The sequence below is a fragment of the Massilia brevitalea genome (genome assembly GCF_030711405.1).
Classification (GTDB): domain Bacteria; phylum Pseudomonadota; class Gammaproteobacteria; order Burkholderiales; family Burkholderiaceae_D; genus Telluria; species Telluria brevitalea.
The window spans coordinates 37,540-63,277 of record NZ_JAULSI010000002.1 but is presented as its reverse complement, the minus strand read 5'-3'; the positions used below and the strand labels follow the sequence as shown (position 1 = coordinate 63,277).

The 25,738-nt window shown below is 64.5% G+C and carries 24 protein-coding genes and 1 pseudogene; 14 read left to right on the top strand and 11 right to left on the bottom strand.

Annotated elements, in window-relative coordinates:
• Window positions 1-3: 3 nt before the first annotated feature.
• The 8 genes from glcE (at window position 4) to QWL29_RS01205 (ending at window position 10,755) form a co-directional block, all read left to right on the top strand.
• On the top strand, window positions 4-1,059 hold the full coding sequence (gene glcE / locus QWL29_RS01240) for a glycolate oxidase subunit GlcE (RefSeq protein ID WP_305821072.1): 1,056 nt from the start codon (window positions 4-6) through the stop codon (window positions 1,057-1,059).
• Window positions 1,060-1,062: 3 nt separating this feature from the next.
• Window positions 1,063-2,313 (top strand): glycolate oxidase subunit GlcF, encoded by a 1,251-nt coding sequence (gene glcF / locus QWL29_RS01235; protein WP_305821071.1) that lies wholly within the window; start codon window positions 1,063-1,065, stop codon window positions 2,311-2,313.
• Window positions 2,314-2,754: 441 nt separating this feature from the next.
• Window positions 2,755-5,547, top strand: a complete 2,793-nt coding sequence (locus QWL29_RS01230) for a TonB-dependent receptor plug domain-containing protein (protein ID WP_305821070.1) — start codon at window positions 2,755-2,757, stop codon at window positions 5,545-5,547.
• A 98-nt stretch (window positions 5,548-5,645) separates the two neighbouring features.
• Entirely contained in the window at window positions 5,646-5,960 is a 315-nt protein-coding gene (locus QWL29_RS01225) for a hypothetical protein (RefSeq protein ID WP_305821069.1), read from the top strand.
• A 90-nt stretch (window positions 5,961-6,050) separates the two neighbouring features.
• Complete coding sequence (locus tag QWL29_RS01220) at window positions 6,051-6,737, top strand: pentapeptide repeat-containing protein (RefSeq protein WP_305821068.1); 687 nt, start codon at window positions 6,051-6,053, stop codon at window positions 6,735-6,737.
• 159 nt (window positions 6,738-6,896) lie between these two features.
• A complete protein-coding gene (locus tag QWL29_RS01215; RefSeq protein WP_305821067.1) occupies window positions 6,897-7,502 on the top strand; it encodes a hypothetical protein in 606 nt (201 codons plus the stop codon).
• Window positions 7,503-7,721: 219 nt separating this feature from the next.
• A complete protein-coding gene (locus QWL29_RS01210; RefSeq protein WP_305821066.1) occupies window positions 7,722-8,582 on the top strand; it encodes an alpha/beta hydrolase in 861 nt (286 codons plus the stop codon).
• Between the two features lie 133 nt (window positions 8,583-8,715).
• Window positions 8,716-10,755, top strand: coding sequence for a glycoside hydrolase family 97 protein (locus QWL29_RS01205; RefSeq protein ID WP_305821065.1), 2,040 nt, complete (start codon window positions 8,716-8,718; stop codon window positions 10,753-10,755).
• A gap of 327 nt (window positions 10,756-11,082) precedes the next feature.
• Here the strand turns inward: QWL29_RS01205 and QWL29_RS01200 are convergent, their stop codons facing one another.
• The 3 genes from QWL29_RS01200 to QWL29_RS01190 all read right to left on the bottom strand — a co-directional run bounded on the left by QWL29_RS01200 (window position 11,083) and on the right by QWL29_RS01190 (window position 13,905).
• Complete coding sequence (locus QWL29_RS01200) at window positions 11,083-11,565, bottom strand: glutathione peroxidase (protein ID WP_305821064.1); 483 nt, start codon at window positions 11,563-11,565, stop codon at window positions 11,083-11,085.
• Between the two features lie 156 nt (window positions 11,566-11,721).
• A complete protein-coding gene (locus tag QWL29_RS01195; RefSeq protein ID WP_305821063.1) occupies window positions 11,722-12,858 on the bottom strand; it encodes a PilT/PilU family type 4a pilus ATPase in 1,137 nt (378 codons plus the stop codon).
• Window positions 12,859-12,861: 3 nt separating this feature from the next.
• Window positions 12,862-13,905 (bottom strand): type IV pilus twitching motility protein PilT, encoded by a 1,044-nt coding sequence (locus tag QWL29_RS01190; protein ID WP_305821062.1) that lies wholly within the window; start codon window positions 13,903-13,905, stop codon window positions 12,862-12,864.
• Between the two features lie 79 nt (window positions 13,906-13,984).
• Between QWL29_RS01190 and QWL29_RS01185 the strand changes: the two genes are divergently transcribed.
• On the top strand, window positions 13,985-14,698 hold the full coding sequence (locus QWL29_RS01185; RefSeq protein ID WP_305821209.1) for a YggS family pyridoxal phosphate-dependent enzyme: 714 nt from the start codon (window positions 13,985-13,987) through the stop codon (window positions 14,696-14,698).
• A complete protein-coding gene (gene proC, locus QWL29_RS01180; protein WP_305821061.1) occupies window positions 14,695-15,519 on the top strand; it encodes a pyrroline-5-carboxylate reductase in 825 nt (274 codons plus the stop codon). Before QWL29_RS01185 ends, proC begins: the two co-directional genes overlap by 4 nt.
• 138 nt (window positions 15,520-15,657) lie before the next feature.
• Here proC and QWL29_RS01175 read toward each other — a convergent pair whose 3' ends face one another.
• The 5 genes from QWL29_RS01175 to QWL29_RS01155 all read right to left on the bottom strand — a co-directional run bounded on the left by QWL29_RS01175 (window position 15,658) and on the right by QWL29_RS01155 (window position 18,840).
• A complete protein-coding gene (locus QWL29_RS01175; RefSeq protein WP_305821060.1) occupies window positions 15,658-16,008 on the bottom strand; it encodes a YqjK family protein in 351 nt (116 codons plus the stop codon).
• Window positions 15,998-16,378 carry a phage holin family protein gene (locus tag QWL29_RS01170; RefSeq protein WP_305821059.1) on the bottom strand — a complete coding sequence of 127 codons (381 nt, stop codon included), beginning with the start codon at window positions 16,376-16,378 and terminating at the stop codon, window positions 15,998-16,000. Before QWL29_RS01170 ends, QWL29_RS01175 begins: the two co-directional genes overlap by 11 nt.
• Window positions 16,378-16,692, bottom strand: a complete 315-nt coding sequence (locus QWL29_RS01165; protein WP_305821058.1) for an ElaB/YgaM/YqjD family protein — start codon at window positions 16,690-16,692, stop codon at window positions 16,378-16,380. The genes QWL29_RS01170 and QWL29_RS01165 overlap by 1 nt, the downstream gene beginning before the upstream one ends.
• Window positions 16,693-16,765: 73 nt before the next feature.
• A complete protein-coding gene (ubiA, locus tag QWL29_RS01160) occupies window positions 16,766-17,620 on the bottom strand; it encodes a 4-hydroxybenzoate octaprenyltransferase (protein WP_305821057.1) in 855 nt (284 codons plus the stop codon).
• A gap of 278 nt (window positions 17,621-17,898) precedes the next feature.
• The gene (locus QWL29_RS01155) at window positions 17,899-18,840 is read right to left on the bottom strand and encodes a hydrogen peroxide-inducible genes activator (RefSeq protein ID WP_305821056.1); all 942 of its coding nucleotides are present in this window, start codon (window positions 18,838-18,840) and stop codon (window positions 17,899-17,901) included.
• Window positions 18,841-18,999: 159 nt separating this feature from the next.
• Here QWL29_RS01155 and QWL29_RS01150 point away from each other — a divergent pair, with 159 nt between their 5' ends.
• The 3 genes from QWL29_RS01150 to QWL29_RS01140 are packed head-to-tail and all read left to right on the top strand — an operon-like array spanning window position 19,000 to window position 21,451.
• Window positions 19,000-20,187: a PilT/PilU family type 4a pilus ATPase gene (locus QWL29_RS01150; RefSeq protein ID WP_305821055.1), complete on the top strand. Its 1,188-nt coding sequence runs from the start codon at window positions 19,000-19,002 to the stop codon at window positions 20,185-20,187.
• A gap of 12 nt (window positions 20,188-20,199) precedes the next feature.
• Window positions 20,200-20,676 (top strand): adenylyltransferase/cytidyltransferase family protein, encoded by a 477-nt coding sequence (locus QWL29_RS01145; protein WP_305821054.1) that lies wholly within the window; start codon window positions 20,200-20,202, stop codon window positions 20,674-20,676.
• A 16-nt stretch (window positions 20,677-20,692) separates the two neighbouring features.
• Complete coding sequence (locus QWL29_RS01140) at window positions 20,693-21,451, top strand: alpha/beta hydrolase (protein WP_305821053.1); 759 nt, start codon at window positions 20,693-20,695, stop codon at window positions 21,449-21,451.
• A 107-nt stretch (window positions 21,452-21,558) separates the two neighbouring features.
• On the opposite strand, the gene QWL29_RS01135 is transcribed toward QWL29_RS01140, so the two are convergent.
• The 3 genes and pseudogenes from QWL29_RS01135 to QWL29_RS01125 form a co-directional block, all read right to left on the bottom strand.
• On the bottom strand, window positions 21,559-23,646 hold the full coding sequence (locus tag QWL29_RS01135; protein WP_305821052.1) for a hybrid sensor histidine kinase/response regulator: 2,088 nt from the start codon (window positions 23,644-23,646) through the stop codon (window positions 21,559-21,561).
• A 2-nt stretch (window positions 23,647-23,648) separates the two neighbouring features.
• Window positions 23,649-24,698 (bottom strand): annotated as a pseudogene (locus tag QWL29_RS01130) (ABC transporter substrate-binding protein); the annotation flags it as partial.
• Window positions 24,699-24,725: 27 nt separating this feature from the next.
• Window positions 24,726-24,863 (bottom strand): hypothetical protein, encoded by a 138-nt coding sequence (locus QWL29_RS01125; RefSeq protein ID WP_305821051.1) that lies wholly within the window; start codon window positions 24,861-24,863, stop codon window positions 24,726-24,728.
• Between the two features lie 276 nt (window positions 24,864-25,139).
• Between QWL29_RS01125 and QWL29_RS01120 the strand changes: the two genes are divergently transcribed.
• Complete coding sequence (locus QWL29_RS01120) at window positions 25,140-25,712, top strand: PEP-CTERM sorting domain-containing protein (protein WP_305821050.1); 573 nt, start codon at window positions 25,140-25,142, stop codon at window positions 25,710-25,712.
• Window positions 25,713-25,738: the final 26 nt, after the last annotated feature.

Below are 25,738 nucleotides of genomic sequence, written 5' to 3'. Positions count from 1 at the left end.
TAGATGATCGAGACATTCAGGGAACAGGTGCGCGCGGCCGCGGCAAGCGGGACCCAACTGCGCATCCGCGGCGGCGGCACCAAGGACTGGTACGGCCAGTCCTTCGAGGGCGAGATCCTCGACACACGCGGGCACACCGGCGTCGTCGACTACGAGCCGACCGAGCTGGTGATCACGGCGCGCTGCGGCACGCCGCTGGCCGAGATCGAGGCCGTGCTGGCCGAACAGAACCAGATGCTGGCCTTCGAGCCGCCGCACTTTGGCGACAGCGCGACTTTCGGCGGCGCGATCGCTGCGGGATTGTCTGGCCCGCGCCGCGCCAACGGCGGCGCCCTGCGCGACTTCGTGCTCGGCGCCCAACTGCTGGACGGGAAAGGCGACCTGCTGCGCTTTGGCGGCCAGGTGATGAAGAACGTGGCCGGCTACGATGTCTCGCGCCTGCTGGCCGGGTCGCTCGGCACGCTCGGGCTGATCACCGAGGCCTCGGTCAAGGTGCTGCCGCGTCCCTTTGCCGAGACCACGCTGCGCTTCGAGATCGGCGAGATCGAAGCGATTCGCAAGCTCAACGAGTGGGGCGGCCAGCCGCTGCCGCTGTCCGCCAGCTGCTGGCACGCCGGCGTGCTGGCGCTGAGGCTGTCCGGCGCCCAGGCAGCGGTGGATGCGGCGGTACGCTCGCTGGGCGGGCAGGTGATGCCCGACTGCGCGGCCTTCTGGGCGTCGCTGCGCGAGCAGCAGCAGGCCTTTTTCGCGGGTGATGGGGATGGCGACGCGGCGCTGTGGCGCCTGTCGCTGCCGTCCACCACGGGCGCGGTCGTCTTGAAGGGCGAACAGCTGATCGAGTGGGGCGGGGCGCAGCGCTGGCTGCGGGCAGGCAGCGAAGCGGCTCAAGCCATCCGCGCCACCGTGAAAGCCGCCGGCGGCCACGCCACCCTGTTCCGCGGCGGCGACAAGCATGTCGGCGTGTTCCAGCCGCTGGCGCCGGCCGTGGCGCGTATCCACGAGCGCCTGAAGGCGTCCTTCGACCCTGCGCACATCTTCAATCCGGGACGGATGTACTAGACCATGCAAACCAATCTCGCCGATTTCATCAAGGGCACGCCGGATGGCGACGAGGCCGAAGCCATCCTGCGCGCCTGCGTGCATTGCGGCTTTTGCACCGCCACCTGTCCCACCTACCAGCTGCTGGGCGACGAACTCGATGGCCCGCGCGGGCGCATCTACCTGATCAAGCAGGTGCTGGAAGGGGCGGAGGCCACGCGCAAGACCCAGCTGCACCTGGACCGCTGCCTCACCTGCCGCAACTGCGAATCGACCTGTCCGTCGGGCGTGAAGTACGGCCGCCTGGTCGATATCGGCCGCCGCGTGGTGGAAGAACGCGTGCCGCGCACGCTGGGCAACCGCCTCAAGCGCCACACCCTGAAGGAGTTCCTGCCGCGTACCGGCCTGTTCAAGCTGGCGCACCGCACCGGATCGCTGGCGCGGCCGCTGCTTTCAAAAAACCTGCAGGACAAGCTGCAGCCGGCGCCTGCCGCAGGGCGCTGGCCCACGCGCAGCCACGCCCGCAAGATGCTGGTACTTGGCGGCTGCGTGCAGCCGGCCATGGCGCCGAACATCAATGCCGCCGCCGCGCGCGTGCTCGACGCAGTTGGCGTGCAGCTGTTCGTGGCGCCCAAGGCCGGCTGCTGCGGCGCGGTGCGCTACCACATGAACGACCAGGCGGGCGGGCTGGACGACATGCGCCGGAATATCGACGCCTGGTGGCCGTATGTCGAGCAGGTGGAGGCGATCGTGATGACGGCCTCGGGCTGCGGCGTGACGGTCAAGGAGTATGGCCACCTGCTGGCCCAGGATCCGGCCTATGCGGCGAAAGCGGCACGCATCTCGCTGCTGACGCGCGACCTGGCCGAGATCCTGCCCCAGTTCGAGGCGCAGCTGGCGCTGCAGGTGAAGCAGGGGGTAAACGGGCGGGACGGGCGGCGCGTGGCTTTCCATCCGCCCTGCACGCTGCAGCACGGCCAGCAGATCCGCGGCAAGGTGGAAGGCGTGCTGCGCGCCGCCGGCATCGACGTGGCGCTGTGCGCCGACAGCCACCTCTGCTGCGGCTCGGCCGGCACTTATTCGGTGCTGCATCCCGAAATCGCGCACGAACTCAGGAACCGCAAGCTGGCCAACCTCGAGGCGACCGGCGCGCCTGAAATCGTGTCGGCGAATATCGGCTGCGTGAGCCACCTGCAGGCCGGTACCGGCACACCCGTGTCGCACTGGATCGAGCTGCTGGACCGGCTACTGGCCACGCCCCCAGCGGCTGCCTGACAGCCGTCATTCTTTCCTTTTTGGCCAGCCGGTCTGCCAGACAGGCAGATATCGGCTGCGCCTTCTTGTTGCCGCTACTGGTCTTTGTCATCCTCCCGAAACATTCGATAAGGCGAATGCCGGATGTTGTATGTACAAATCCACTCTCGTCGACTCGACATTTCGCAATAAAACCGCATAAACATCTGCGCAAAACGAATATGTGACGGTTGGTGTAGAACTGGGGTTTCGAACAGTAACAGAATGTATCAAATAAGCGACAAAAGTACGCTTATTTGACTGCCAACTGAAAAACTCATCGTTAATCCTTTGCGGCGCGGCAATGTTATGCAAAAGTGTTTATGCGCCCCTTCACCCTGGACCGTAGTACGCGGCCTGCTGTTGGGGTGGAATATTAAAATAAGTTTAACACCTGGAGTCGTTGTGAAGCATAAAAGTACTTTGAACAAAAGCGCCATTGCCGTTGCCCTGACCATGGCTTTCCCTGCCTTCGCTGTTGCGCAACAAGCGGCAACGTCGGCTGAACCTGCTGCCCAGATGCAGCGCGTGGTCGTGACCGGTTCGAGCATCAAGCGTACCGAAGCGGAAGCCGCCGGCTCGGTCCAGATCCTGAACCGCGACGACATCGAGAAAACCGGCCAGATGACGGCCCTGGGCATCCTGACCAGCACCGCTTCCATCGATACCAGCCTGAACTCGGCGACCTCCAGCTCGGGCAGCTTCGCGACCGGCGCATCGGGCGTCAGCATGCGCGGCCTGGGCAAGGTCAGCACCCTGGTGCTGGTCAATGGCCGCCGCATCGCGCAGTACGGCCTGGCCGACGGCGCACAAGAAAACTTCACCAACCTGGACGCGATCGCCAGCGACGCCATCGAGCGCATCGAGATCCTGAAGGAAGGCGCATCGGCACGCTACGGCTCCGACGCGATCGCCGGCGTGGTCAACATCATCCTGCGCAAGGACTTCCAGGGCGCCAAGATCCGTGGCGGCTACCAGGAAGGCCAGCACTTCAAGGACAACCGCAGCCGCAACCTGTCGGCCATCGTCGGCTTCGGCGACATCGACGAGAACGGTTTCAACACCTACATCACCGCCGAAACCTACAAGCGCGACGGTTATTCCCAGGACGACCTGAAGGAATACTACCCGGCGTGGCACCGCAAAACCCCGGGCCGTTCGACCTATGATGCGCTGAGCACCTACTCGCCGACCGGTAACTACTTCTTCAGCTCCAGCGACATCCGTCCGGCGCCGGGCTGCCCTGAAGGCAGCATCGACCGTGCCGACAAGAACCTGTGCAAGTGGGATCCGGCGCCATACACTGGCCTGACCACCGATAATAAACGCCACGCGATTGCCAGCAACACGCACTTCCGCATCGGCAAGGACATCGACGCCAACTTCGAGATCACCACGGCTGGCGCGACCAGCGAGTACATCGTGGCGCCATTCGCCCTGCAGCCGACCAGCGGCACGAGCATCTGGTACAACGTGCGCGAAGGCAAGATGGTCGGTCCGTTCTCGTATCCGAAACTGCCGGTTGGCCACGCCAGCAACCCGTACAACCAGGCAATCGAATACCGCACCCGCCTGATGGACACCGGCAATGGCTTCAACTTCAACCGCACCGAATCGGACCAGCACCGCGTGATGCTGACCCTGAGCGGCACCGTGGCCGACTGGGACTGGAATGCTGCCGGCGGCTGGATGAAGTCCTCGGCAACCAAGGCAACCCGTAGCGCCAGCGCCACCGGCTACACCAACGCCGTCCGCAACGGCACCTACAAGTTCGGCCAGCAGAACGACTACGCGCTGCTCGACTCGATGTTCCCGGTCCGTACCACCGAAGGCGAAGCCGACATCAAGTTCTTCGATGCCAGCATCACCGGCACCGTGGCACAACTGCCGGCTGGTCCTGTGCAAGTGGCATTCGGTACCGACATCCGCAAGAACGCCTATTGGATGAAGAGCTCGGAGAACGTCCTGCGCGGCGAACTGATCGGCGTGTTCGGCCTGCAGGTCGACGATTCGATCAGCCAGTACGCAGTGTTCGCCGAAGCCAACCTGCCGCTGACCAAGACCGTCTCGCTGGACGCAGCAGTGCGCGCCGACAAGAGCGAAAACTCGGACGCCCACCTGTCGCCGAAGCTCGGCCTGCGCTGGAACGCCACCGACAGCCTGCTGCTGCGCGCCACCGCAACCGGCGGCTTCCGTGCACCGAACGTCGTCGAGACCGGTAACGGCCTGGGCCGCAGCTCGGTTGCTACGCTGATCAACGATCCGCGCCGCTGCCCGATCGCGACCACGCTGAACAACATGATCCAGAACGCGCCTGGCGCGACCGCTTCCGACAAAACGCAGGGCAACTCGTTCCGCAGCTCGGAGTGCTCGGCCAACCTGCCAAGCTTCGTGTCGTCGAACCCGGACCTGAAGCCGGAAACCTCGCGTTCGCTGACCGCGGGCCTGGTGTGGGAGCCGATCAAGAACTGGACCACGGCAATCGATTACTACTTCATCGAGCGCCGCAACGAAATCGGTACCCGTTCGGTCACCGACATCCTGCGCGGCGAAGCCGACCTGCCGGAAGGCCAGCTGATCCGTGTCGACAACAGCGTCGCCGACAATCAGTTCCTGGACCTGGTACGCAAGTACAACCCGACCAACACCCTCACCTACGGTAACGTCGGCCAGTTGGGCATGGTCTACAACCCGTACGTCAACAGCGGCCGTACCCGTGTGTCGGGCATCGACTTCGACGCATCGGGCCGCTTCAAGTTCTCGGGCATGGACTGGCGCCTGAAGCTGGACGGCAGCTACGTGCTGAAATACCAGAGCTACAGCGTCGGCGATGGCGCGTATGAGCCAAACGTCGTCGGTACCTACGACTTCGGTTCGCGCATGTCGGTCAAGGCCCGCATGTACGTGAAGAAGGGCGACTTCGACAACGGCATCACCTGGAACTACGTCAGCGGCTATAGCAACAACAGCCTGCTGTCGCCGACCTGGTGCGCGACCAACGGCGTCAAGGCGGCCGACATGGGCGATTGCCAGCGCGTCGACCACAACACCACCGTGGACTACAACCTGACCTACTCGGGCATCCCGAACGTCAAGCTGAACCTGTATGTCTACAACGTGTTCAACGAAGCGCGTCCGATCGCTTACCGCGAAGGCTGGGCCACCACCTCGCCGCAACTGCGTACTCTCGGCGTGGCAGCAAGCTACACCTTCTGATCGGCTGAAACAGCCGGTTTGACGAAAGACCAGGCTCCGGCCTGGTCTTTTTTTTCGTGCTAGCATGCGTCCCCATCCATGATTCACCAGGGACAGCGATGAGTTTTGTATTCCGTCTCGTGCGCGAAGAGGGCGGCGCCGCGCCCGCCATCGTGTTCGAGGATTCCACCAGCCCCGGCTTCGTGCCCCTGTGGGAAGAAGTCGGCGTCTATGACGCGCTCTACAACAGCGACGGCCAGCCGGCACGCGACGTATCGCGCCGCATCGCCTATGGCCTCGACCGCATCGGCGAAGAAGCCGCGCTGGCGCGCCTGATCCCGTCCAGCCTGTCGATGGGCGAGGCGATCCGCTTCCTCGAGGATGTGAACCGCGCCTGCGTGATCCACGGCACGGCCCACATCGAAACGCGTTAAGTAGAGCGCCGCTTCAAACGCCGTTCCGGCACGCCCGGCGAGCGTGTATGCTGCCGGGTTCCAGCAACCGCCAGCCATGCCGCGCGCTTCATGTCACGATCAACCATCACCGTCACCGGCGAAACGCCGGACCGCGCCCGTGTCGAGCAACTCCTGCTCGACGGCGCCATCCTCGTCTTCGAAGAATGCGATTTTTCCGGCGCCGACCTGTCGCGCCTGAACCTGCAGGAAGCGGTGTTTCGCCACTGCCAGCTGGGCGAGACCTCCTTGTATGCCGCCAACCTGGCGCATACGCAATGGCAGCGCTGCCGCGCCGGGCATGCCGATTTCGAATCCGCCGACCTGGTCGACGCCCGCTTCGCTTCATGCGACCTGAATAACAGCAGCTGGCGCCGTGCAAAACTGGCGTCGGCCAGCTATCGCAGTTGCAAACTCACCGGCGCCAACTTCGAGGAAGCGAGCTACCTCGGCCTCGCTTTCGAGGACACGCTGCTGGTTGGCGCCGACCTGCGCCGCATGTCTTTCCGCAAGATGAAGCTTGTCGGCCTGGACTTTGCCGACGCCGATTTGTCGGGCTGCGACTTCCGCGATGCCGTGTTCGAGGGCGGCAGCCTGCGCGACGCCCACATCAAGGACACTCGCTTCGAAGGCGCCGACCTGCGCGAGGCCGACCTGGGTGGGCTCAAGCTGCTGAACGCAAAACTGTTCCTGGGCGCGACGATTTCGCCGCGCCAGGCTGCCGCGCTGGTGCGCGAGATGGGCCTGAACGTGACGTAGAGGGCAGGGGTGTTGTCCGTCAACAGGCATTGCACGACATGTAAGCAAATGCCAGCGTTGTAAGCGAATGTTAAAGCTGTCAACAGTCCCGTGCGCCACGCCGTTCTTGGTGGAGTGACAATCAACGTCAACCGACAAACTACCAAGAGGAGTTGCATCATGAAAAAAACCATCGCTACCCTGATCGCTGGTCTGTTCGCAAGCGCTGCCTTTGCCCAATCGCCAGCCACGCCTGTTGCGAAAGTCAACGCAGAGAAAATGGATGCAAGGACCGCCGTGTTGGTGGACAACAAGGACGTGAAATCGACGATCAAGGCCGATGCCAAGGACAACACCGTGGTTGCCCAGGCCGATACCCAGGCCACCAAGAAATCCGAGAAGCAGGTCAAATCGGACAAGCAGGCCAAGGCCGAGAAACAGTCGAAGCCGAAGCACGCGGCGCACAAGGACAGCGCCAAGTCCGATAGCGGCAACGCAACGGCCTCGGGCACGACCCAGACCGACAACACGGCCACGACCGGCCCGGCCAGCACCGCCACCGGTTCGAGCGCGACCGGCGCAAGCACCCAGGCCGGCAGCGACATGGCGCCAACCCCAAGCTCGGCCCCGCTGACCTCGCCGGCGCCAATGACGCCGCCAACCACCGCGCCGACCGAAACCGGCCTGGCGCCAGCGCCGGCGTCGACCGTGCCGCCGACCAGCCCGATGACCCCGGTCGATACCCAGGCCGCACCGACCCCGGCAACGCCGACCACCCGGCAATAATCCTGTTCGCCAGGAAGGAGCCCGCTTCGGCGGGCTTTTTTGCCGTTCCTGTCCCGAACTGAACCGCTATGTCGAAGCGCCGCCTTGAATCGCCGCATTGAATCACTATTCGTTGCGCTACATCAGGCATCACGCGCAGGCTTGCGGCAGGCGCACAATATCGGTTTACCCTGAGGGTCCGGCGGCACGCGCCGCTCTTACCTTCAGGAGGGCGTTGTCATGGCTATCGAGTCGAGCGAAGAGACCGTTAACGGCAAGGACGGCAACCAGATCTTCTTCCGCAGCTGGCATCCGCCCGGCCCGCCCAGCGCCCTGGTGCTGATCTGCCACGGCGTCAATTCCCATAGCGGCCAATACGAATGGACGGCGCGCCAGCTGGCCGAAAGCGGCTTCGTGGTCTACGCGCTCGACCTGCGCGGGCGCGGCAAGTCGAGCGGCGAGCGCTTCTATGTCGAGGACATCGAGGAATACGTGGGCGACCTGGCGACCCTGGTCGACCTGGCCAAGACGCGCGAAGCCGGCCTGGCCGTGTTCCTGCTCGGTCACTCGGCGGGCGGCGTGGTGTCCTGCGTCTATACGCTGGAGCACCAGGCCGAGCTCGACGGCTTCATCTGCGAAAGCTTTGCCTTCAAGGTGCCGGCGCCCGACATCGCGTTGTCGGTCATCAAGGGCCTGAGCCATATCGCCCCGCACCTGGGCGTGCTGAAGCTGCGCAACGAGGATTTTTCGCGCGATCCGGAAGCGGTGCGCGCGCTAAACAGCGATCCGCTAATTGCCGGGGAAATACAGCCAGCCAGCACCGTGGCGGCGCTGGTGCGCGCCGACGACCGCCTGAAGAAATCCTTCGACCAGATCACGCTGCCGGTCTTCATCATGCACGGCACCGTCGACAAGGCCACCGTGCCGGCAGGCAGCCAGTTTTTCTATGAACACGCCGGCTCCCCCGACAAGACCCTCAAGATGTACGAGGGCCATTACCACGACCTGCTCAACGATTACGGCAAGGAAGACGTGCTGGCCGATACCACGCACTGGATTCGCCAGCACTTGCCGCGCAGCGCCACCGCCGGCATGGCCTAGGTATGCACCGCTGCGGCGACAACTCATCCATTGGTAGTCGAATTACACTATTTGTCTTATCATTCCCTAAATACTCTGGAAGATAGCGTAGTTTTGCTACTTCCGGCCGGAAGAGAAGACAAGGAGACTACCGATGCAGCTTCGCCGCAGCGCCGCCATTCTGGCGGCAACTTTCGCACTCAGCGTCAACGCCTGGGCCCAACAAGTCATCGCCAAAGCTGCGTCGCCGGGCCAGGTGCTCGATGTCGAAGTCCAGATCGAGAATGGCGGCAAGCTCGGCTATGCGGTGAAACGCAAGGGCAAGCAGGTCATCGGCCTGTCGCGCCTGGGCTTCAACCTGGCGAATGCGCCGAAACTCGATGGCGGCTTCTCCCTGCTCAAGCAATCGGCCACGCTGCACGACTCGACCTGGGAGCAACCCTGGGGCGAGCGCCAATTTGTGCGCAACCATTACCGTGAACTGCGCGTCGAGGTCGAGCAAAAGAACCGCGGCAACCGCCGCCTGGCCATCGTGTTCCGCATCTATGACGATGGCATCGGCTTCCGCTACGAATTCCCGGACCAGCCACAACTGCGCGACACCGAGATCATCGACGAGCTGACCGAATTCGCCGTCGCCCAGAAGGGCACCGCCTGGTGGATCCCGGCCGGCGAGCTGCCGGGCCTGGAAGAAGAAATCCGCACCTCGCCACTGTCCGAGATCGGCACCGCCAACACCCCGCTGACCGTGCGCCTGGACGACGGCACCCACATCGCCTTCCACGAAGCGGCCCTGGTCGACTACGCCTCGATGTGGCTGCGCAAGGTCGATGGCCAGAAGCTGCGCGCGCAACTGGTGGCCTCGCCGAACGGCCCGGCGGTCGTGCGCCACGGCGCCTTCACCACGCCATGGCGCACCATGCAGATCGCCGACAACGCGGCTGGCCTGTACATGTCGGACCTGGTCCTGAACCTGAACGAGCCAAATAAACTGGGCGATGTGTCCTGGGTCAAGCCCTCGAAATTCGTCGGCGTGTGGTGGGAGATGCACCTGCAGTCGGGCACCTGGAACGCCGGTCCCAAGCATGCGGCGAACAACGCCAACACCAGGCGCTTCATCGACTTCGCGGCCAAGTATGGCTTCCGCGGCGTGCTGGTCGAGGGCTGGAACAAGGGCTGGGAAAGCGACTGGGGCCATGGCGGCGCCGACTTCAGCTTCACCGAGTCGTATCCCGACTTCGACTTGCCGGGCCTGGCCGCGTACGCCAAGACCAAGGGCGTGCGCCTGATCGGGCACCACGAGACCGGCGGCAACCTGCCGGCCTACGAAAAGCAGATGGATGCGGCGTATCAGCTGTATGCCAAGCATGGCGTCGACAGCGTCAAGTCGGGCTATGTGCACGAAGCCGGTTCCATGCAGTTCATGGGCGAGGACGGCAAGCTGCGCTACGGACACTATGATTCGCAGCTGGGCGTGCGCCACTTCCTGAAGGCCGTCACCGAAGCGGCGAAATACCGCATCGCGGTCGACACCCACGAACCGGTGAAAGACACCGGCCTGCGCCGCACTTACCCGAACTGGGTCTCGCGCGAAGGCGCCCGCGGCGTCGAGTACAACGCCTGGGGCAACCCGCCGAACGCCGTCGACCACGAAGCCAAGCTGGTCTTCACGCGCATGCTGAGCGGCCCGATGGACTACACGCCGGGCGTCCTGAGCTTGGTAGGCGCGGAGGGCAAGGTCTTCAACTCGACCCAGGCCAAGCAGCTGGCCAACTTCGTCGTGATCTACTCGCCGATCGCCATGGCGGCCGACCTGCCGGAAAACTACGAGAAGTACGCGGCGGCGTTCAAGTTCATCCGCGATGTGCCGACCGACTGGGCCGACACCCGTGTGCTGGACGGCGCCGTGGGCGAATACGCGACCATCGCACGCAAGGACCGCAACTCGCAGGACTGGTACGTGGGCGCGGTGACCGACGGCGAGAAGCGCGCGCTGGCGCTGCCCTTGACCTTCCTCGATGCAGGCAAGACCTACGTGGCCGAGATCTACCGCGACGGCGACGCCGCCGACTACCGCAGCGAGCGCCGCTTCGACCTGGTGGTCGAGAAGCGTAACGTGACGGCGAAGGACGTGTTGCAGCTGCAGCTGGCGCCGGGTGGCGGGCAGGCGATCCGGTTTTCGCCGGCGCGTTGAGGGGTAAGGGGCATGCAGCCCCTTCAACAGGGCCTGCGGCCTTCGTGTGGCCTGCGGCCATAATCGTAGGGTGGGCACTCCGTGCCCACGCGGTTACGTGCGTGGCCTTTTTGCGTTGGCTGTGAGGTGCCGCTCGAAACGCCAAGCGCGGCCCGTGGCCGTCGCATGCTTTGCGGGCGATATCTCACAGGCGCGGACTACGGACACGCACGTACCGCGTGGGCACGGAGTGCCCACCCTACTTATGCCATAGCTGCTAAGGCGCACAAGGAATACGACGCCTTCATGGCGTGGTTCGAGCGGCGCTGATTCTCGGGCCGGCGTCGGTCAGTTGGCGAGCAGCTTTTCGATGTCGGCCGCGATGGCTTCCGGTTTCGTTTGCGGCGCATAGCGCTTGACCACTTCGCCGTCGCGGTTTACCAGGAACTTGGTGAAGTTCCACTTGATGCGCTCGGTGCCGAGCACGCCGGGCGCGGCCTGCTTCAGGTAGCGGAACAGGGGATGGGTCTCGGCGCCGTTGACGTCGATCTTGGCAAACAGCGGGAAGCTGACGCCGAAGTTCTTCTCGCAAAACGCGCCGATCTCGGCTTCGCTGCCCCGTTCCTGTCGGCCGAACTGGTTGCAGGGGAAGCCCAGCACTTCGGCGCCGCGCGCCTGGAACTGGCGGTAGACCGCTTCCAGGCCCTTGTACTGCGGCGTGAAGCCGCAGGCGCTGGCGGTGTTGACGATCAGGAGCACCTTGCCGCGGTAGCGCGACAGGTCTAGGGGCGTGCCGTCGAGGGCAGTGGCGGAGTAGTCGAAAACGTTCATGTGCTGATGATACCAATACATTCAGCCGCGTAGGGTGGGCGCTCCGTGCCCACGCGTGAACTCCGAACATTGTCGGCCTGGTTTTTGCGCCAACAACATGCACGTGTCACGCGTGGGCACGGGGCGCCCACCCTACGTCGTCAACGTTCGTGGCCGTTACACCAGCCCGAGGTGCTCGGTCCCGGCCGAGAAATCGCGGTTCTTCGCGTGCTTGGAGTTGAGCTTGATGGTCAGGCGCAGGTCGTTCACCGAGTCCGCATTGCGCAGCGCGTCCTCATACGAAATCTTGTCGAGCTCGTAGAGATCGAACAGCGCCTGGTCGAAGGTCTGCATGCCCAGCTCGCGCGACTTCTTCATGATTTCCTTGATCTCGTGGACTTCGCCCTTGAAGACCAGGTCCGAGATCAGCGGCGAGTTCAGCATGATTTCCATCGCCACCACGCGCCCCTTGTCCTCCTTCTTCGGGATCAGGCGCTGCGACACCAGGCCGCGCAGGTTCAGCGACAAGTCCATCAGCAACTGCTGGCGCCGCTCTTCGGGGAAGAAGTTGATGATGCGGTCGAGCGCCTGGTTGGCGCTGTTGGCGTGCAGGGTGGCCAGGCACAGGTGGCCGGTTTCGGCAAAGGCGATCGCGTGTTCCATGGTCTCGCGGTCGCGGATTTCGCCGATCTGGATCACGTCCGGCGCCTGGCGCAGGGAGTTCTTCAGGGCCGCCTCGAAGCTGTCGGTATCCACGCCCACTTCGCGTTGCGTGATCACGCAGTTGCGGTGCGGGTGGACGAATTCGACCGGGTCCTCGATGGTGATGATGTGGCCGTAGCTGTTCTCGTTGCGGTAGCCGACCATCGCCGCCAGCGTCGTCGACTTACCCGAGCCGGTGGCGCCGACCATGATCACCAGGCCGCGCTTGGCCATGATGACCTCCTTTAGCACGGCGGGCAGGCCCAGGTCCTCGAACTTCGGGATCTGCGTGGTGATGGTCCGCAGCACCATGCCGACACTGCTCATCTGCACAAAGGCCGAGACGCGGAAGCGTCCCAGGTCGCCCGGGCTGATCGCGAAATTCGCTTCGCGGGTCAGTTCGAAGCCGGCGGTCTGCTTGTCGTTCATGATCGAACGCGCCAGGTCGGCCGTGTGCGCAGCCGTCAGCGGCTGGCTGGAGACCGGCGTCATGCGGCCGTCGATCTTGACCGCAGGTGGGAAACCGGCGGTGATGAAGAGGTCGGAGCCGCCCTTGCTGACCATCAGGCGCAGCAGGTCGAACATGAATTTTGAAGCCTGGTCGCGTTCCATTTTTTAACCCGGGAAGTTTTCTGGAATTTTCGCGGCGAAGCGCGCGGCGCTGCTGGAGATGATATTCCGGCGCACCAGGTCGGTCAGGTTCTGGTCCAGGGTCTGCATGCCGACGTTGCTGCCGGTCTGGATGCTCGAATACATCTGGGCGATCTTGGCTTCGCGGATCAGGTTACGGATCGCCGGCGTGCCGAGCATGATCTCGTGTGCGGCCACGCGGCCCGAGCCGTCCTTGGTTTTCAGCAGCGTCTGCGAAATCACGGCCTGCAGGGACTCCGACAGCATCGCGCGCACCATCTCTTTTTCTTCGGCCGGGAAGACGTCGACGATACGGTCGATGGTTTTCGCAGCCGACGAAGTGTGCAGGGTGCCGAACACCAGGTGGCCGGTTTCGGCGGCGGACAAAGCGAGACGGATCGTCTCGAGGTCGCGCAGTTCGCCGACGAGAATGGCGTCCGGGTCTTCGCGCAGGGCCGAGCGCAGCGCGTTGTTGAAGGAAAGGGTGTGCGGGCCGACTTCGCGCTGGTTGATCAGGCACTTCTTCGATTCGTGCACGAACTCGATCGGGTCCTCGATGGTGAGGATGTGGCCGTATTCGTTTTCGTTCAGGTGGTTCACCATCGCGGCCAGCGTGGTCGACTTGCCCGAGCCGGTCGGGCCGGTCACCAGCACCAGGCCGCGCGGCTTGAGGGCCAGCTCGCCGAAGATCTTCGGTGCGTTCAGTTCTTCCAGCGACAGGATCTTCGACGGAATCGTACGCAGCACGGCCGAGGCGCCGCGTTCCTGGTTGAAGGCGTTGACGCGGAAGCGCGCCAGGCCGGGAATGGCGAACGAGAAGTCGCACTCCAGCACCTCTTCGTACTGCTTGCGCTGGCCGTCGTTCATGATGTCATAGATCATGGCGTGCACGTCCTTGTGCTCGAGCGGCGGCAAGTTAATGCGGCGCACGTCGCCATGGACGCGGATCATCGGCGGCAGGCCGGCGGAGAGGTGCAGGTCGGAGGCTTTGTTCTTGACCGAGAAGGCGAGTAATTCGGAGATGTCCATTTATAATCCCAGTGCCGTGAAGGGCGCAGCTTCGGCCAGCGTTCTCGCATGTCCTGAATATTGCCCACAGAAAACGATTATGGTCACAATCGCCGATAACTTGCAAGCTGTCGAAGCGACAATCGCCGCCGCCGTCAAGGACGCCAACCGGGTCCGTTCCATGGTTCAGTTGCTCGCTGTTTCGAAGACGTTTCCGGCGGAAGCAGTGCTCGAAGCCATCGCCGCCGGCCAACACGCCTTTGGCGAAAACTACCTGCAGGAAGGCGTGGAAAAAATCGCCGCCGTGGCGCGCGCGCAACCAGATACGCCGGTCGAATGGCATTTCATCGGCCCGATACAGAGCAACAAGACAAGACCGATCGCCACCAGTTTCAGCTGGGTGCACACGGTCGACCGCCTGAAGATCGCGCAGCGCCTGTCGGAACAGCGTCCGCCGGAGCTGGGTCCGTTGAACATCTGCCTGCAGGTGAACATCAGCGGCGAAGCCACCAAGAGCGGCGCCACGCCCGACGAACTGCCCGAGTTGGCAGCCAAGGTCGCGGCCCTGCCCAAGCTGCGCCTGCGCGGGCTGATGGCGATCCCGGAACCACAAACCGACCCGGCCCTGCAGCGCGCGGCCTTTGCCCGGCTGCGCAAGCTGGGCGAGGCCCTGCGCGCGGACGGCTTGATAATCGACACGCTGTCGATGGGGATGTCGGACGACATGCAATCGGCGATCCTGGAAGGCGCCACCATCGTGCGCGTCGGCAGCGCCATTTTTGGCACACGAACTTATCACAAGGACTCGGAATGAAGATCGCTTTCATCGGCGGCGGGAACATGGCCACGGCGCTGATCGCCGGGCTGGTCAAGGAGCTGGGCGCGGGCGCGCAGGTGCACGTGGTCGATCCGAATGCGGATGCGCTGGAGAAGATGGCGTCGCAGTTCGGCGCCAGCACCGCGACGTCGATCGACGCTGCCGTGGGCGCCTGCGACGTGGTCGTGCTGGCGGTGAAGCCGCAGCAGATGCGCGACGTGGCGGCCATGCTGGCGCCGCAACTGGCGCAGCTGAATAAAGGTCCATTGGTGCTGTCGATTGCGGCGGGCATCCGCAGCAGCGACTTGTCGCGCTGGCTGGGCGGCTACGATGCCATCGTGCGCACCATGCCGAACACGCCGGCGCTGATCGGGATGGGCATCACCGGCATGGTGGCGACCGCCGGCGTGAGCGAGGTCCAGCGGGAGGCGGCCGACAGCGTGATGCGCGCGGTCGGCGCGACGGTGTGGCTGGACGACGAGGCGCTGATCGATCCGGTGACGGCGGTGTCCGGCAGCGGGCCGGCCTATGTGTTTTACTTCCTGGAGGCGATGCAGGCGGCGGCCGTGGAGATGGGGCTGGATGCGGAGCAGGGCAAGGCGCTGGCGCTGGCCACGTTTGCGGGGGCGGCGGAGCTGGCGGCGCAATCGAGCGAGTCTTTGGAAGTGCTGCGCCAGCGCGTGACTTCGAAAGGAGGAACGACGCATGCGGCCATCACGAGCATGGAGGACGCGGGGGTGAAGGCGGCCATCATGGCGGCGATGCAAGCGGCAGCGGCGCGCGGGCGCGAGTTGGGGGATGAGTTGGGGGCGGATTAAGCGCGGGTTTTTGAACGTTCAGACGTTGTACCGCGTGGGCACAAGTGCCTTGCGCGGCCCGGCCCACCCTACATGTCTTCGGTTGCGAACATGGTTTTCGTAGGGTGGGCACTCGTGCCCACGCGGATCCAACGCTTGCTAAAACCGCGAACCGAATCGTTCCCGAATAATCGGCATCACCTGCGGCATCACCCGCTGCACCACCGGCATCACGCGCGGCAGCACATTCTGCACGATCTTCCATGCCGACACGCCCGTGGCCACGATGGCCAGCACCGGCTTCGGCCGCGCGATCAGCATCCCGAGCGCGACGCCGCCGCCGGCCAGCAGCACCTTGCGGTTGGCCATCAGCGACTGGCCAACGCCGCCCAGCCGTTCGACCGGCGCCTTCAGCAGGTTGAGTTCATACGCGATGTCGCCGCGCTGCTGCGCGCACTCTGCAACCAGGTGCGCGCGGCGTACCGCCAGCGGTGTGGTTTCACTGTTCATGCGCAGCTCCCGTGCCCTTGATGAAGGCGATGTCCTTGTTCAGTTCCGCCAGCGTGGCCGCCATCATCGGTGGACGCGCAGCAAACGCCGCACGCACCCGCGCCAGGATCAACACCGCCGCCAGGGCGAACAAACCGGCCATGCCGCCGATCGCCAGCAGGCGGTGCGTGTCCCAGAACAGCACGATCACGAACAGGGCGACGAGCATGAAGGCGCCGGCGCCGAGAAATGCCGCAAACAGCGTCCAGGCCGCAAAGCCCAGCACGCGCTGCACTTCCTCCTGCGCCTCGACGGCCGCCAGCGCCAGGCGCGTGCGCACCATGGCCAGCAACGTGCCGCCGATCCGGCCGAGCGTTTCGGTGACCGCCATCAACGGCGGTTGATCAGCATGCCCAGGACGACGCCGGCGACGGCGCCGATGCCCACGGCTTTCCAGGGATTGTCCTTGACGTAGGTGTCGGTCGCTTTGGCAGCCGCTTTCGATTTCTCGATGACTTCCAGGTTCGCCAGGCCTTCCTTGGCGCTGGTCAGCGCACCCTCGAACTTGGCCTTGGCCGCTTCGAGCTGCTCGCCGGTCAGCGAGCCGCCGTGGCGCAGCCAGGCTTCCGCGTCCAGGATCACGGTCTTCAGGTCAGCCAGGAGCTGGTCGCGGGCGCCGGTCTGGGTCGGGATTTTTTCCATCATGTTTTAGCCTCGTAATAGGGGGTGATTGGCCGCTGCCTTGCCGGCAGGACGGGTATTTGTATTTCGGACAATATTATCCTAATGCATAGTCTAACGCGACACCGGCAAAAAGGGCCGCACCCAACCAATTGTTGTGGCGGAAGGCGGCAAAGCAGCGCATGCGATCGCGATTCCGGATCAGGGTGTAGTGGTACAGCGCCATGCCGGCCGCCACGATCACGCCGCCGACGAACCACCAGCGCAGGCCGAGCAGCCAGCCGCAGACCAGGTCGATCGACAGCGCCACGCCGTAGCACAGCATCACGGCCGCCACGTCGTAGCGCCCAAAAGTGATGGCCGAGGTGCGCATGCCGATCTTCAGGTCGTCGTCGCGGTCGACCATGGCGTATTCGGTGTCGTAGGCCACGGCCCAGAACACGTTCGCCGCCAGCAGCCACCAGGCCAGCGCCGGCACTTGCCCCTGGATGGCGGCAAAGGCCATCGGGATGCCGAAGCCGAAGGCGATGCCGAGGTAGGCCTGGGGGATCGCGAAGAAGCGCTTGAAATAGGGGTAGGTGCCGGCCACGATCACGGCCACCACGGACAGCTGCTTGGTCAGCGTATTGAGCGGCAGGATCAGCAGGAAGGAGACGATGGCCAGCACGGCGGCGACCATCACCGCTTCCCAGGCCTTGATGCGGCCGCTGGTGACCGGGCGGTCGACGGTGCGCTTGACGTGGCGGTCGAAGTCGCGGTCGGCGTAGTCGTTGATGGCGCAGCCGGCCGAGCGCATCAGGGCGGTGCCCAGCACGAAGATCACCACGATGTGCCAGGGCGGCGTGCCGCCGGCCGCCATCCACAGCGCCCACAGGGTGGGCCAGAGCAGGAGAAGAATACCGATCGGCTTGTCGGCGCGGACCAGCCGAAAATAAAGCGCCAGCTTGTTCATGGAATCGCGGTCTTGTTGTGTACAAGACAGCGATTTTACCGGAGTCGCGGGATGGAAACACCGGTAACGATATCGGAGCGGCGTAGGGTGGGCACTCCGTGCCCACGCGGAACGATGATCATTGTTGGCCGATCAAACAGCACAGCGTTGGCTTGGGAGTAGGGTGGGCACTCGTGCCCACGCGGTCTCACCGGTTGAGCCACCGATGCATTGGATTCGACATGCGACCGTTGCACCGCGTGGGCACGAGTGCCCACCCTACGGGATTGCGACTGAGCTTACGCTGCCTTATCCAGCGCCAGCATATCCACCCCCGGCAAATCGCACTCCGCCACCGCATTCACGATCGCCTCGATCGCCGCGCGCCGCGTAAAGCTCTTGCGCCACACGATCACCACGCGCCGCGACGGCGCCGGCGTTGAAAACGGCACGAAGCTCAGCATCCCGTTCGGGTCGTCCATGTCGCGCACCGAAGCACGCGGCAGCACGGTCAGCCCGATGCCGCTGGCTACCATGTGGCGAATCGTTTCCAGCGACGAGCCCTCGAAGGTGCGCTGCATGCCGTTCCCCGGCGACGAGAAGCGCGCCATCTCGGGGCAGACTTCCAGTACCTGGTCGCGGAAGCAGTGGCCGCTGCCCAGCAGCAGCATGGTCTCCGCCTTCAAATCGTCGGCAGCGATTTCGCGGCGCTTGGCCCAGGGGTGGGTGCGCGGCATGGCGACGACGAACGGTTCGTCGTACAGGGTCTGCATCAGCATGCCGTGGTCGGGCAGGGGCAGGGCCATGATGGCGGCGTCGAGCTCGCCCTGGCGCAGCAGTTCCAGCAGCTTGACCGTGAAATTCTCCTGCAGCACGAGCGGCATCTGCGGCACGTTGTCGATCAGGTTCTTCACCAGCGGCGGCAGCAGGTACGGCCCGATGGTGTAGATCACGCCCAGGCGCATCGGCCCGGCCAGCGGGTCCTTGTTCTGCTTGGCCAGTTCCTTGATCGCCGCGGTCTGCTCCAGCACGCGCTCGGCCTGGGCCACGATCTGGGCGCCGACCGGCGTCACCGAGACCTCGGAGCCGCCGCGCTCGAACAGCGTCACGCCCAGCTCGTCCTCCAGCTTCTTGATGGCCACCGACAAGGTGGGTTGCGCAACGAAACAGGATTCGGCGGCATGGCCAAAGTGCTTGGCGCGGGCAACGGCGACGATGTATTTCAGCTCGGTGAGTGTCATGGGCGTATGGGAGTTCAATTGCAGGGCTGCAACGATTATCCTGCCAGAGTAGTGGGTTCAGCGAAAGAAAGTGTATTTTACCGAACATCTTAGTCGATATAATTGCCGGGCGGGCGCATGTCGTCTTTACATGGGCCCGCCACGACCAGAAAGGCGCGCATGACCAATCCCTTCGGCCCGGCGGAAGCCCAGGCCTACATCCACAAGCTGCTCACGGTAATGTTCCAGCAGGGCGGCTCCGACCTCTTCATTTCCGCCGATTTCCCGCCCAGCATGAAGCACCAGGGCAGCATGAAGCCGATGAGCCAGCAGCGCCTGTCGGGCGAAGTCACGCGGGCGCTCGCCATGTCGCTGATGAACGAGCGCCAGCGCGCCGAGTTCGAGGCCGAGATGGAGTGCAACTTCGCGATCTCGCTGCCGGGCGTCTGCCGCTTCCGCGTGAATGTGTTCGTGCAACAGCAGAGCGTGGGCATGGTCGTGCGGACCATTGCCTCGGAAATCCCGAATTTCGAAAAGCTGGAACTGCCCGAGGTGCTGAAAGAGGTCGTGATGATCAAGCGCGGCCTGGTGCTGGTGGTCGGCGGCACGGGGTCGGGTAAATCCACCACGCTGGCGGCGATGATCGACTACCGCAACAGCAATTCGGCCGGCCACATCATCACGGTGGAAGACCCGGTCGAGTACGTCCATAAGAACAAGAGCTGCCTGGTAACGCACCGTGAAGTCGGCGTCGACACCCATTCCTGGCACAACGCCCTCAAAAACACGCTGCGCCAGGCGCCCGACGTGATCCTGATCGGCGAAATCCGCGACACCGAGACCATGGAGCACGCGATCGCGTTTGCCGAAACCGGCCACCTGTGCCTGGGCACGCTGCACGCGAACAACGCCAACCAGACCATGGATCGCATCATCAACTTCTTCCCGGAAGAGCGGCGCAACCAGCTGCTGATGGACCTGTCGGCAAATCTGCGCGGGATTGTGTCGCAGCGCCTGGTGCGCACCGAGGACGGCAAGGGCCGCAAGGCCGCCATCGAAATCCTGCTGAACACCCCGACCATCAGCGAGATGATCCTGAAGGGGAATTTCCACAGCATCAAGGAGATCATGCAGAAGTCGCGCGAACTCGGCATGTGCACCTTCGACCAGGCGCTGTACGAGCTCTACAACAAAGGCTACATCAGCTACGACGAAGCGCTGCGCAATGCCGACTCGGCGAACGGCCTGCGCTTGCAGATCAAGCTCTCGGGCGACCGCCGCGAACCGGGCGAAGATGGCGGCGGCAAGTCGCCGACGCTGTCGATGGCGCTCGAAGAAGAGCCCGAAGATCCTGCGAACCCAGCCTAATCTGTGAACCTTATGCCGAATTTTGAAAACAAGATCTGCTCGCGCGCCGAGCTCAAGGCGCGCGTGGCCACGCTGCCGAAACCTGTCGTCCTCACCAACGGCGTATTCGACATCCTGCACCGCGGGCATGTGACCTACCTGGCGCAGGCGCGCGAGCTGGGGGCGTCTCTCGTCGTGGCGGCGAATACCGATGCCTCGGTCAAGCGCCTGGGCAAGGGGGACGACCGGCCGCTGAATACCCTGCACGACCGGATGGCGGTACTGGCGGCGCTGGAATCGGTGAGCCTGGTGGTGGAATTCGACGAAGACACGGCGCTGGAGACGGTGCTCGAAGCGCAGCCGGAGATTTACGCCAAGGGCGGCGACTACGTGATGAGCGCGATCCCGGAAGGGCAGGCGGTGCTGGCGTATGGCGGGCAGGCGGTGGCGATCGATTTCGAGCATGACCGGTCGACGACCAAGCTGCTGACCAAGGTCAGGGCGGGCTGACGGCGCCCCGGATCGCATGCAGAGAATGCTCGGCATCGTCTTGCTGATTGCCCTGGGCAGCTACGCAGCAGCCTGCCTGGCGCTGTTTCTCATGCAGCGTTCCTACATCTACTATCCTCCCGCGACGCCGATGCTCCAGGCGCCACGGACATCGACGCTCGATGTTCCCGGCGCCGTCCTCAAGGTCTCGGAACGCCCCCTGCCAGGACCAGGCGCCGTCATCTACCTCGGCGGCAATGCCGAGGATGTGACGACGAGCCTGCCCCTGCTGGACAAGGCCTTCCCGAAGCAGGCGCTGTACCTGCTGCATTACCGCGCTTACCTGGGCAGCACGGGTAAACCGAGCGAAAAGGCAAATGTGGCGGACGCGCTGGCGCTGTTCGACCGCGTCGTGGCGGAGCACGGCGAGGTAACGGTGATCGGCCGCAGCCTGGGAAGCGGCATCGCGGTACAGGTGGCGAGCCGGCGCCCGGTGAAAAAACTCATTCTGGTAACGCCCTATGACAGCCTGCAGGAGATCGCCGCCGCGCATTTCGCGTATTTTCCGGTGCGCTGGCTGCTCAGGGACAAGTATAAATCCTGGCGCTACGCACCGCGCGTGACGGCGCCGACCCGGCTGCTGGCGGCCGAACACGACGAGATCATCCCGGCGAGCAGTACGCGGCAATTGCTGGCACGCTTTCCACGTGGCGTGGCAACCATGACCGTGATCGGCGGGGCAGGGCACAACACGATTTCCGAGATGCCAGCTTACCTTCCCTCGCTCCAGGATTAACAGCGGGGGTCAGGTCTGACATTCAGACACGGCCTCAGCCGTCAATACGAAGCCGGTCACGAAACGCCGGGCGAATCCCTGCTTAATGCAGAGCTCGTGTCCGAATGTCAGACCTGACCCCGGCTGTTTGCATTTGCCACGCGCGCAATGGTCTCGGCCAGCAGGTCCGGCGGCACCGGCTTGACCAGGTGGGCATCGAAGCCGGCTTCGCGCGACAGGCGGCGGTCCTGCTCCTGGCCGTAACCGCTCACCGCCACCAGCGCGCAGCCGGCGCAGTTCGGCAATTGCCGCAGGACGCTGGCCAGCTCGTGCCCGCTAATGTCGGGCAGCCCGATGTCGAGCAGGACGATGTCGAATCGCCCCTCGCCGGCCCGCGCCAGCGCCGCCTGCGCCGAATGCTCGACCGTCACCGCGTGCCCGGCGGTTTCCAGCAGCATGCCCAGCGTCTGCGCGGCGTCGACGTTGTCGTCGACCACCAGGATGCGCAGGGTGCCGAGGGAAGCCGGGACAGCGGCGGCGGCCGGCGCTGCCGCTGCGCCCGCGGACGCCGCCAGCAGCGGCAGGCGCACCGTGAAGGTGCTGCCCTGGCCCTGTCCCGCGCTGGACACCTCGACCGCGCCGCCATGCAGCTCGACCAGCTTTTTCACCAGCGCCAGTCCCAGCCCGAGCCCACCCTGGGCGCGGTCCGGCGTGCGCTCGGCCTGGGTGAACAGATCGAACACCACCGGCAGCAGATCGGCGCCGATGCCGATGCCGTTGTCGCGCACCTGCAAGACCGCCATGCCGTCCTGGCGCGCCAGGGACACGTGCAGTTCGCCGGCGTCGGGCGTGTACTTGGCGGCGTTGTTCAGCAGGTTGGCCGCCACCTGGACCAGGCGGGTGCGGTCGCCGCACACCGGCAGCGCTTCGGGCGCGATTTCCAGCGTCAGGCTGTGCCTGCGTGCGTCGATCACGGGCTTGATCTGCTCGGCCGCTTCGCGCAGCACCGCGCCCAGTTCCACCGTGGTCTGGTTGATGGTCACCAGGCCGCGCGTGACGCGCGAGACGTCCAGCAGATCGTCGACCAGGTGCGTCATGTGCGCGACCTGGCGGCTGATCACGCCGCTGACTTCCTTGATGCGCGGGACGTCGGCAAACAGCACGCGCAGCAGCTGGGCCGCGCTGCTGATCGGCGCCAGCGGGTTGCGCAGCTCGTGGGCCAGCATGGCCAGGAATTCATCCTTGCGCTGGTGCTCGCGCTCCAGGCGTTCCTGTTGCCGCTGCAGGCCGTCGAGCATGCGGTTGATCGAGCGCGCCAGGGTGATGGTTTCGCTGCTGCCGGCCAGCTCGGCGCGCGCTGCGCCGATGCCTTCTTCGCCCAGCTTGCCGGCAAATTGTTCCAGCCGGCGCAGGTCCTGGGTCAGGCCGAGCGAGAGGCGCGAGCCGAGCAGGAACACGATGACGGCAAACGCCAGCGTCATGCCGCCGATCAGGCCGTACTGCGTCCATGGCGTTTCCAGCGGCTGGCCGACGTCGGACACGTCGATCTTCATCATCAGCCCGAGGTGCCTGAACGCCTCCGGCGCCGGCACCGCCACCTCGCCCGCATGGGTGCCGGGCTGCGCTTGCCAGGCCAGCACCGACGAGGCAATCGGGCGCAGGTCCTGTAGCCGGATCTTGTAGACCAGGGCGCCTTCCGGCGTGTTCGTGCGCGAATAGCGCAGCAGGTTGACGCCGACCAGTTCGGGGCCGCCGGGGCGGTCGAAAATGGCCGCGCTTTCCTCGCCCGCGTCGATACGCGTGCGCAGCCAGGCCAGCTGCTCGGTATCGAAACGCTCGAACCCGTTGCCCGCGATCGGCTTGCCTTCGAAATCGGTAAACAGCACCTGCACCGGGATGCCGTTGATCTGGCGCAGGCTGTTCAGGAAGGGCGCCAGGTAGGTTTCGCGGCCGGCGCTATCGACCAGGCCGGTGGCCAGGATCGGGCTGTCGGCCACGTCCTTCATGCGCGAGGCCAGCGTAGCCAGCGTGTTGCCGACCGTGCGTGCGTTGAACGCGGTTTCGCGCTGTTGCAGCAGCTCCACCGCGGCGGCGTGCTGGCGATTGACCAGCCACAGCGACGCGGCCGCCACCAGCAGCACGGCCACCGCGGTGAGGATTGCCGATGCAATCGCAAAGCGCCGCGTGAGGCTGCCGGCCCGGAGCGAGGTCCACATGCTCAATCGCTTGTTGGCACCAGCACGCCGTCTTTCCGGTAGCGCGCCATCAGGAGTTCGCGTTCGCCCAGCGCTTCATGGCGCGTGGGCGAGAAGGGCGGGGCGTAGGTCTTGATCAGGCCTTCGTGGCGGCGCACTTTTTCCAGCGCGTCGCGCACGGCCTTGCGGTCGGTGCTGCCAGCCTGGTCGATCGCCTTGGCCAGGATGTGCATCATGTCGTAGGCATGGGCCACGCCCACCGGGCCGTCGATGTCCTCGATGCGGCGGATCTTCGACACCGCCGCCAGGGCGGTCATGAAGCGCGCCAGCCGTTTCTTGTCGGCGTTAAAGAAGGAAAAGGTCTGGATCACGGAAAAGTCGACCTGGTGCAGGGCCGGGCCGGCCTGGCGCGTGAACTCGCCGCCGGTCACGCCCCAGTGGCTGAGGATGGGCATGCGCTCGGCCGGCGGCAGGGCGGCCACTTCGCGCACCAGCACCGCCGCCTCGTCGTCGTTCGCGACCAGCACGATGGCCTGGGCGCCGGCAGCGCGCAGCGCCTTGTAGCGCGCTACCAGGGTCTGGTCGCGCCAGTTGTACCAGGCGGTCTGCACGATGCGGACATCCTTGTTCGCTTCGACGAACTTCTCGGCTGCGGCCAGGTTGCTGCGGCCCCAGGACGTATTCGTCAGCAGCAGGCCGACCTTGCGCAGCCCGCGCTTGCGCGCCGTATCGAGCAGCTTGGGCATGGCCAGGCTGTCGCGCAGCGACAGGCGGTAGACGTAGTTCGGCCGCATGCCGTTATCGACGATCATGTCGGCCGAGGACCAGGCCGCCATGAACAGGGTCTTGCTCGCCTTCAGGGTCGGCAATTGTTCGATGACCACCGGGCTGAAGCGCCCGCCGAACACGGCGACCAGGTCGGGCGTGCGCGCGAATTCCTCGAGGTTGCGGATGCCGCGTGCGGGAATCGAGCGGTGATCCCGGGTGACGATTTCCAGCGGCCGGCCGCCGAGCACACCGCCGGCGCGGTTGATCTCGCCGATGGCGGTGCCCAGGCCGAGTTCCACGGCCTGGGCCGAGGTGCTGTTGTCGAGGCCGAATTAGGCGTCGAGCCCGATGCGCACCGGCGCCGGCGCGGCCTGGGCACGGATGCAGAACGACAGGAGTGCGATCAGCATGGCGCTGCCCAGCAGGGCAGCAAACAACTTGCTCGGACGGGATGTGGACGAGATTGACATGGCAGTCCGGAAAAAGGGTCCGCTATTGTAATCTGTAAATGTTTGATGGCCTCATACGGATGAGGCAGCAGCCGGTGGAACAGCCGGGGTCAGGTCTGACATTCGGACACGAGCTCGACTGTGCAGCCCTGTTTGCCTCATGCTGCCCATGTCGGGAAACCTTACACATGGATAAGGATTTTCGTTCTTGACGATATAAGCCGCTGATTACTATGGAACTGTTCTCTGGAATAATAATTGCTTCGCCAGGTAAATAACTCTTACCTGAAAGAAGAAATGAAAAAAATTGCTCTCGCCGCTATGTTGTCGTTCTTTGGCGCCACCGCCAACGCCGCGCTCTTGACGTTCGACGACATTCCAGGCCAGGCGAATCAACAGTACGGGCACGCGGAAACCTACCAGGGCTTCGCTTTCAACCGTACCCTGGACTGGATCAACCTGGTCGATATGTACTGGACCCTTGGCGCGCATAGCGGCAGCTATGCTTTGCTGAATAACTATGGCGGTCCCGGCATCGTGACCAAGGTCGGCGGTGGCGATTTCACCTTCGATGGTCTTTACGCGAAAGTCTGGCTTTACAACCAGGTGCGTGCAGGAACGGTTGAGGGGTACAAGGACGGCGCGCTGGTATGGTCAATCACCCAGGAAATCCAGAATGTGGAATACGTCAGTTTTGGCGCGAAATCCGGCCTGATCGACACCCTGAAACTCGACCTGGGCGACCACTTCCTGGTTGACGACCTGGCGTTGGACCAGCCCGCGCAACATGAGGTGCCAGAACCGGCATCGCTGGCATTGTTCGGCCTGGCCTTGGCCGGTCTGGCCGCGACACGCCGCAAGCAAGCCTGATCGACCAGGCCAGCAGCAGTCATCGG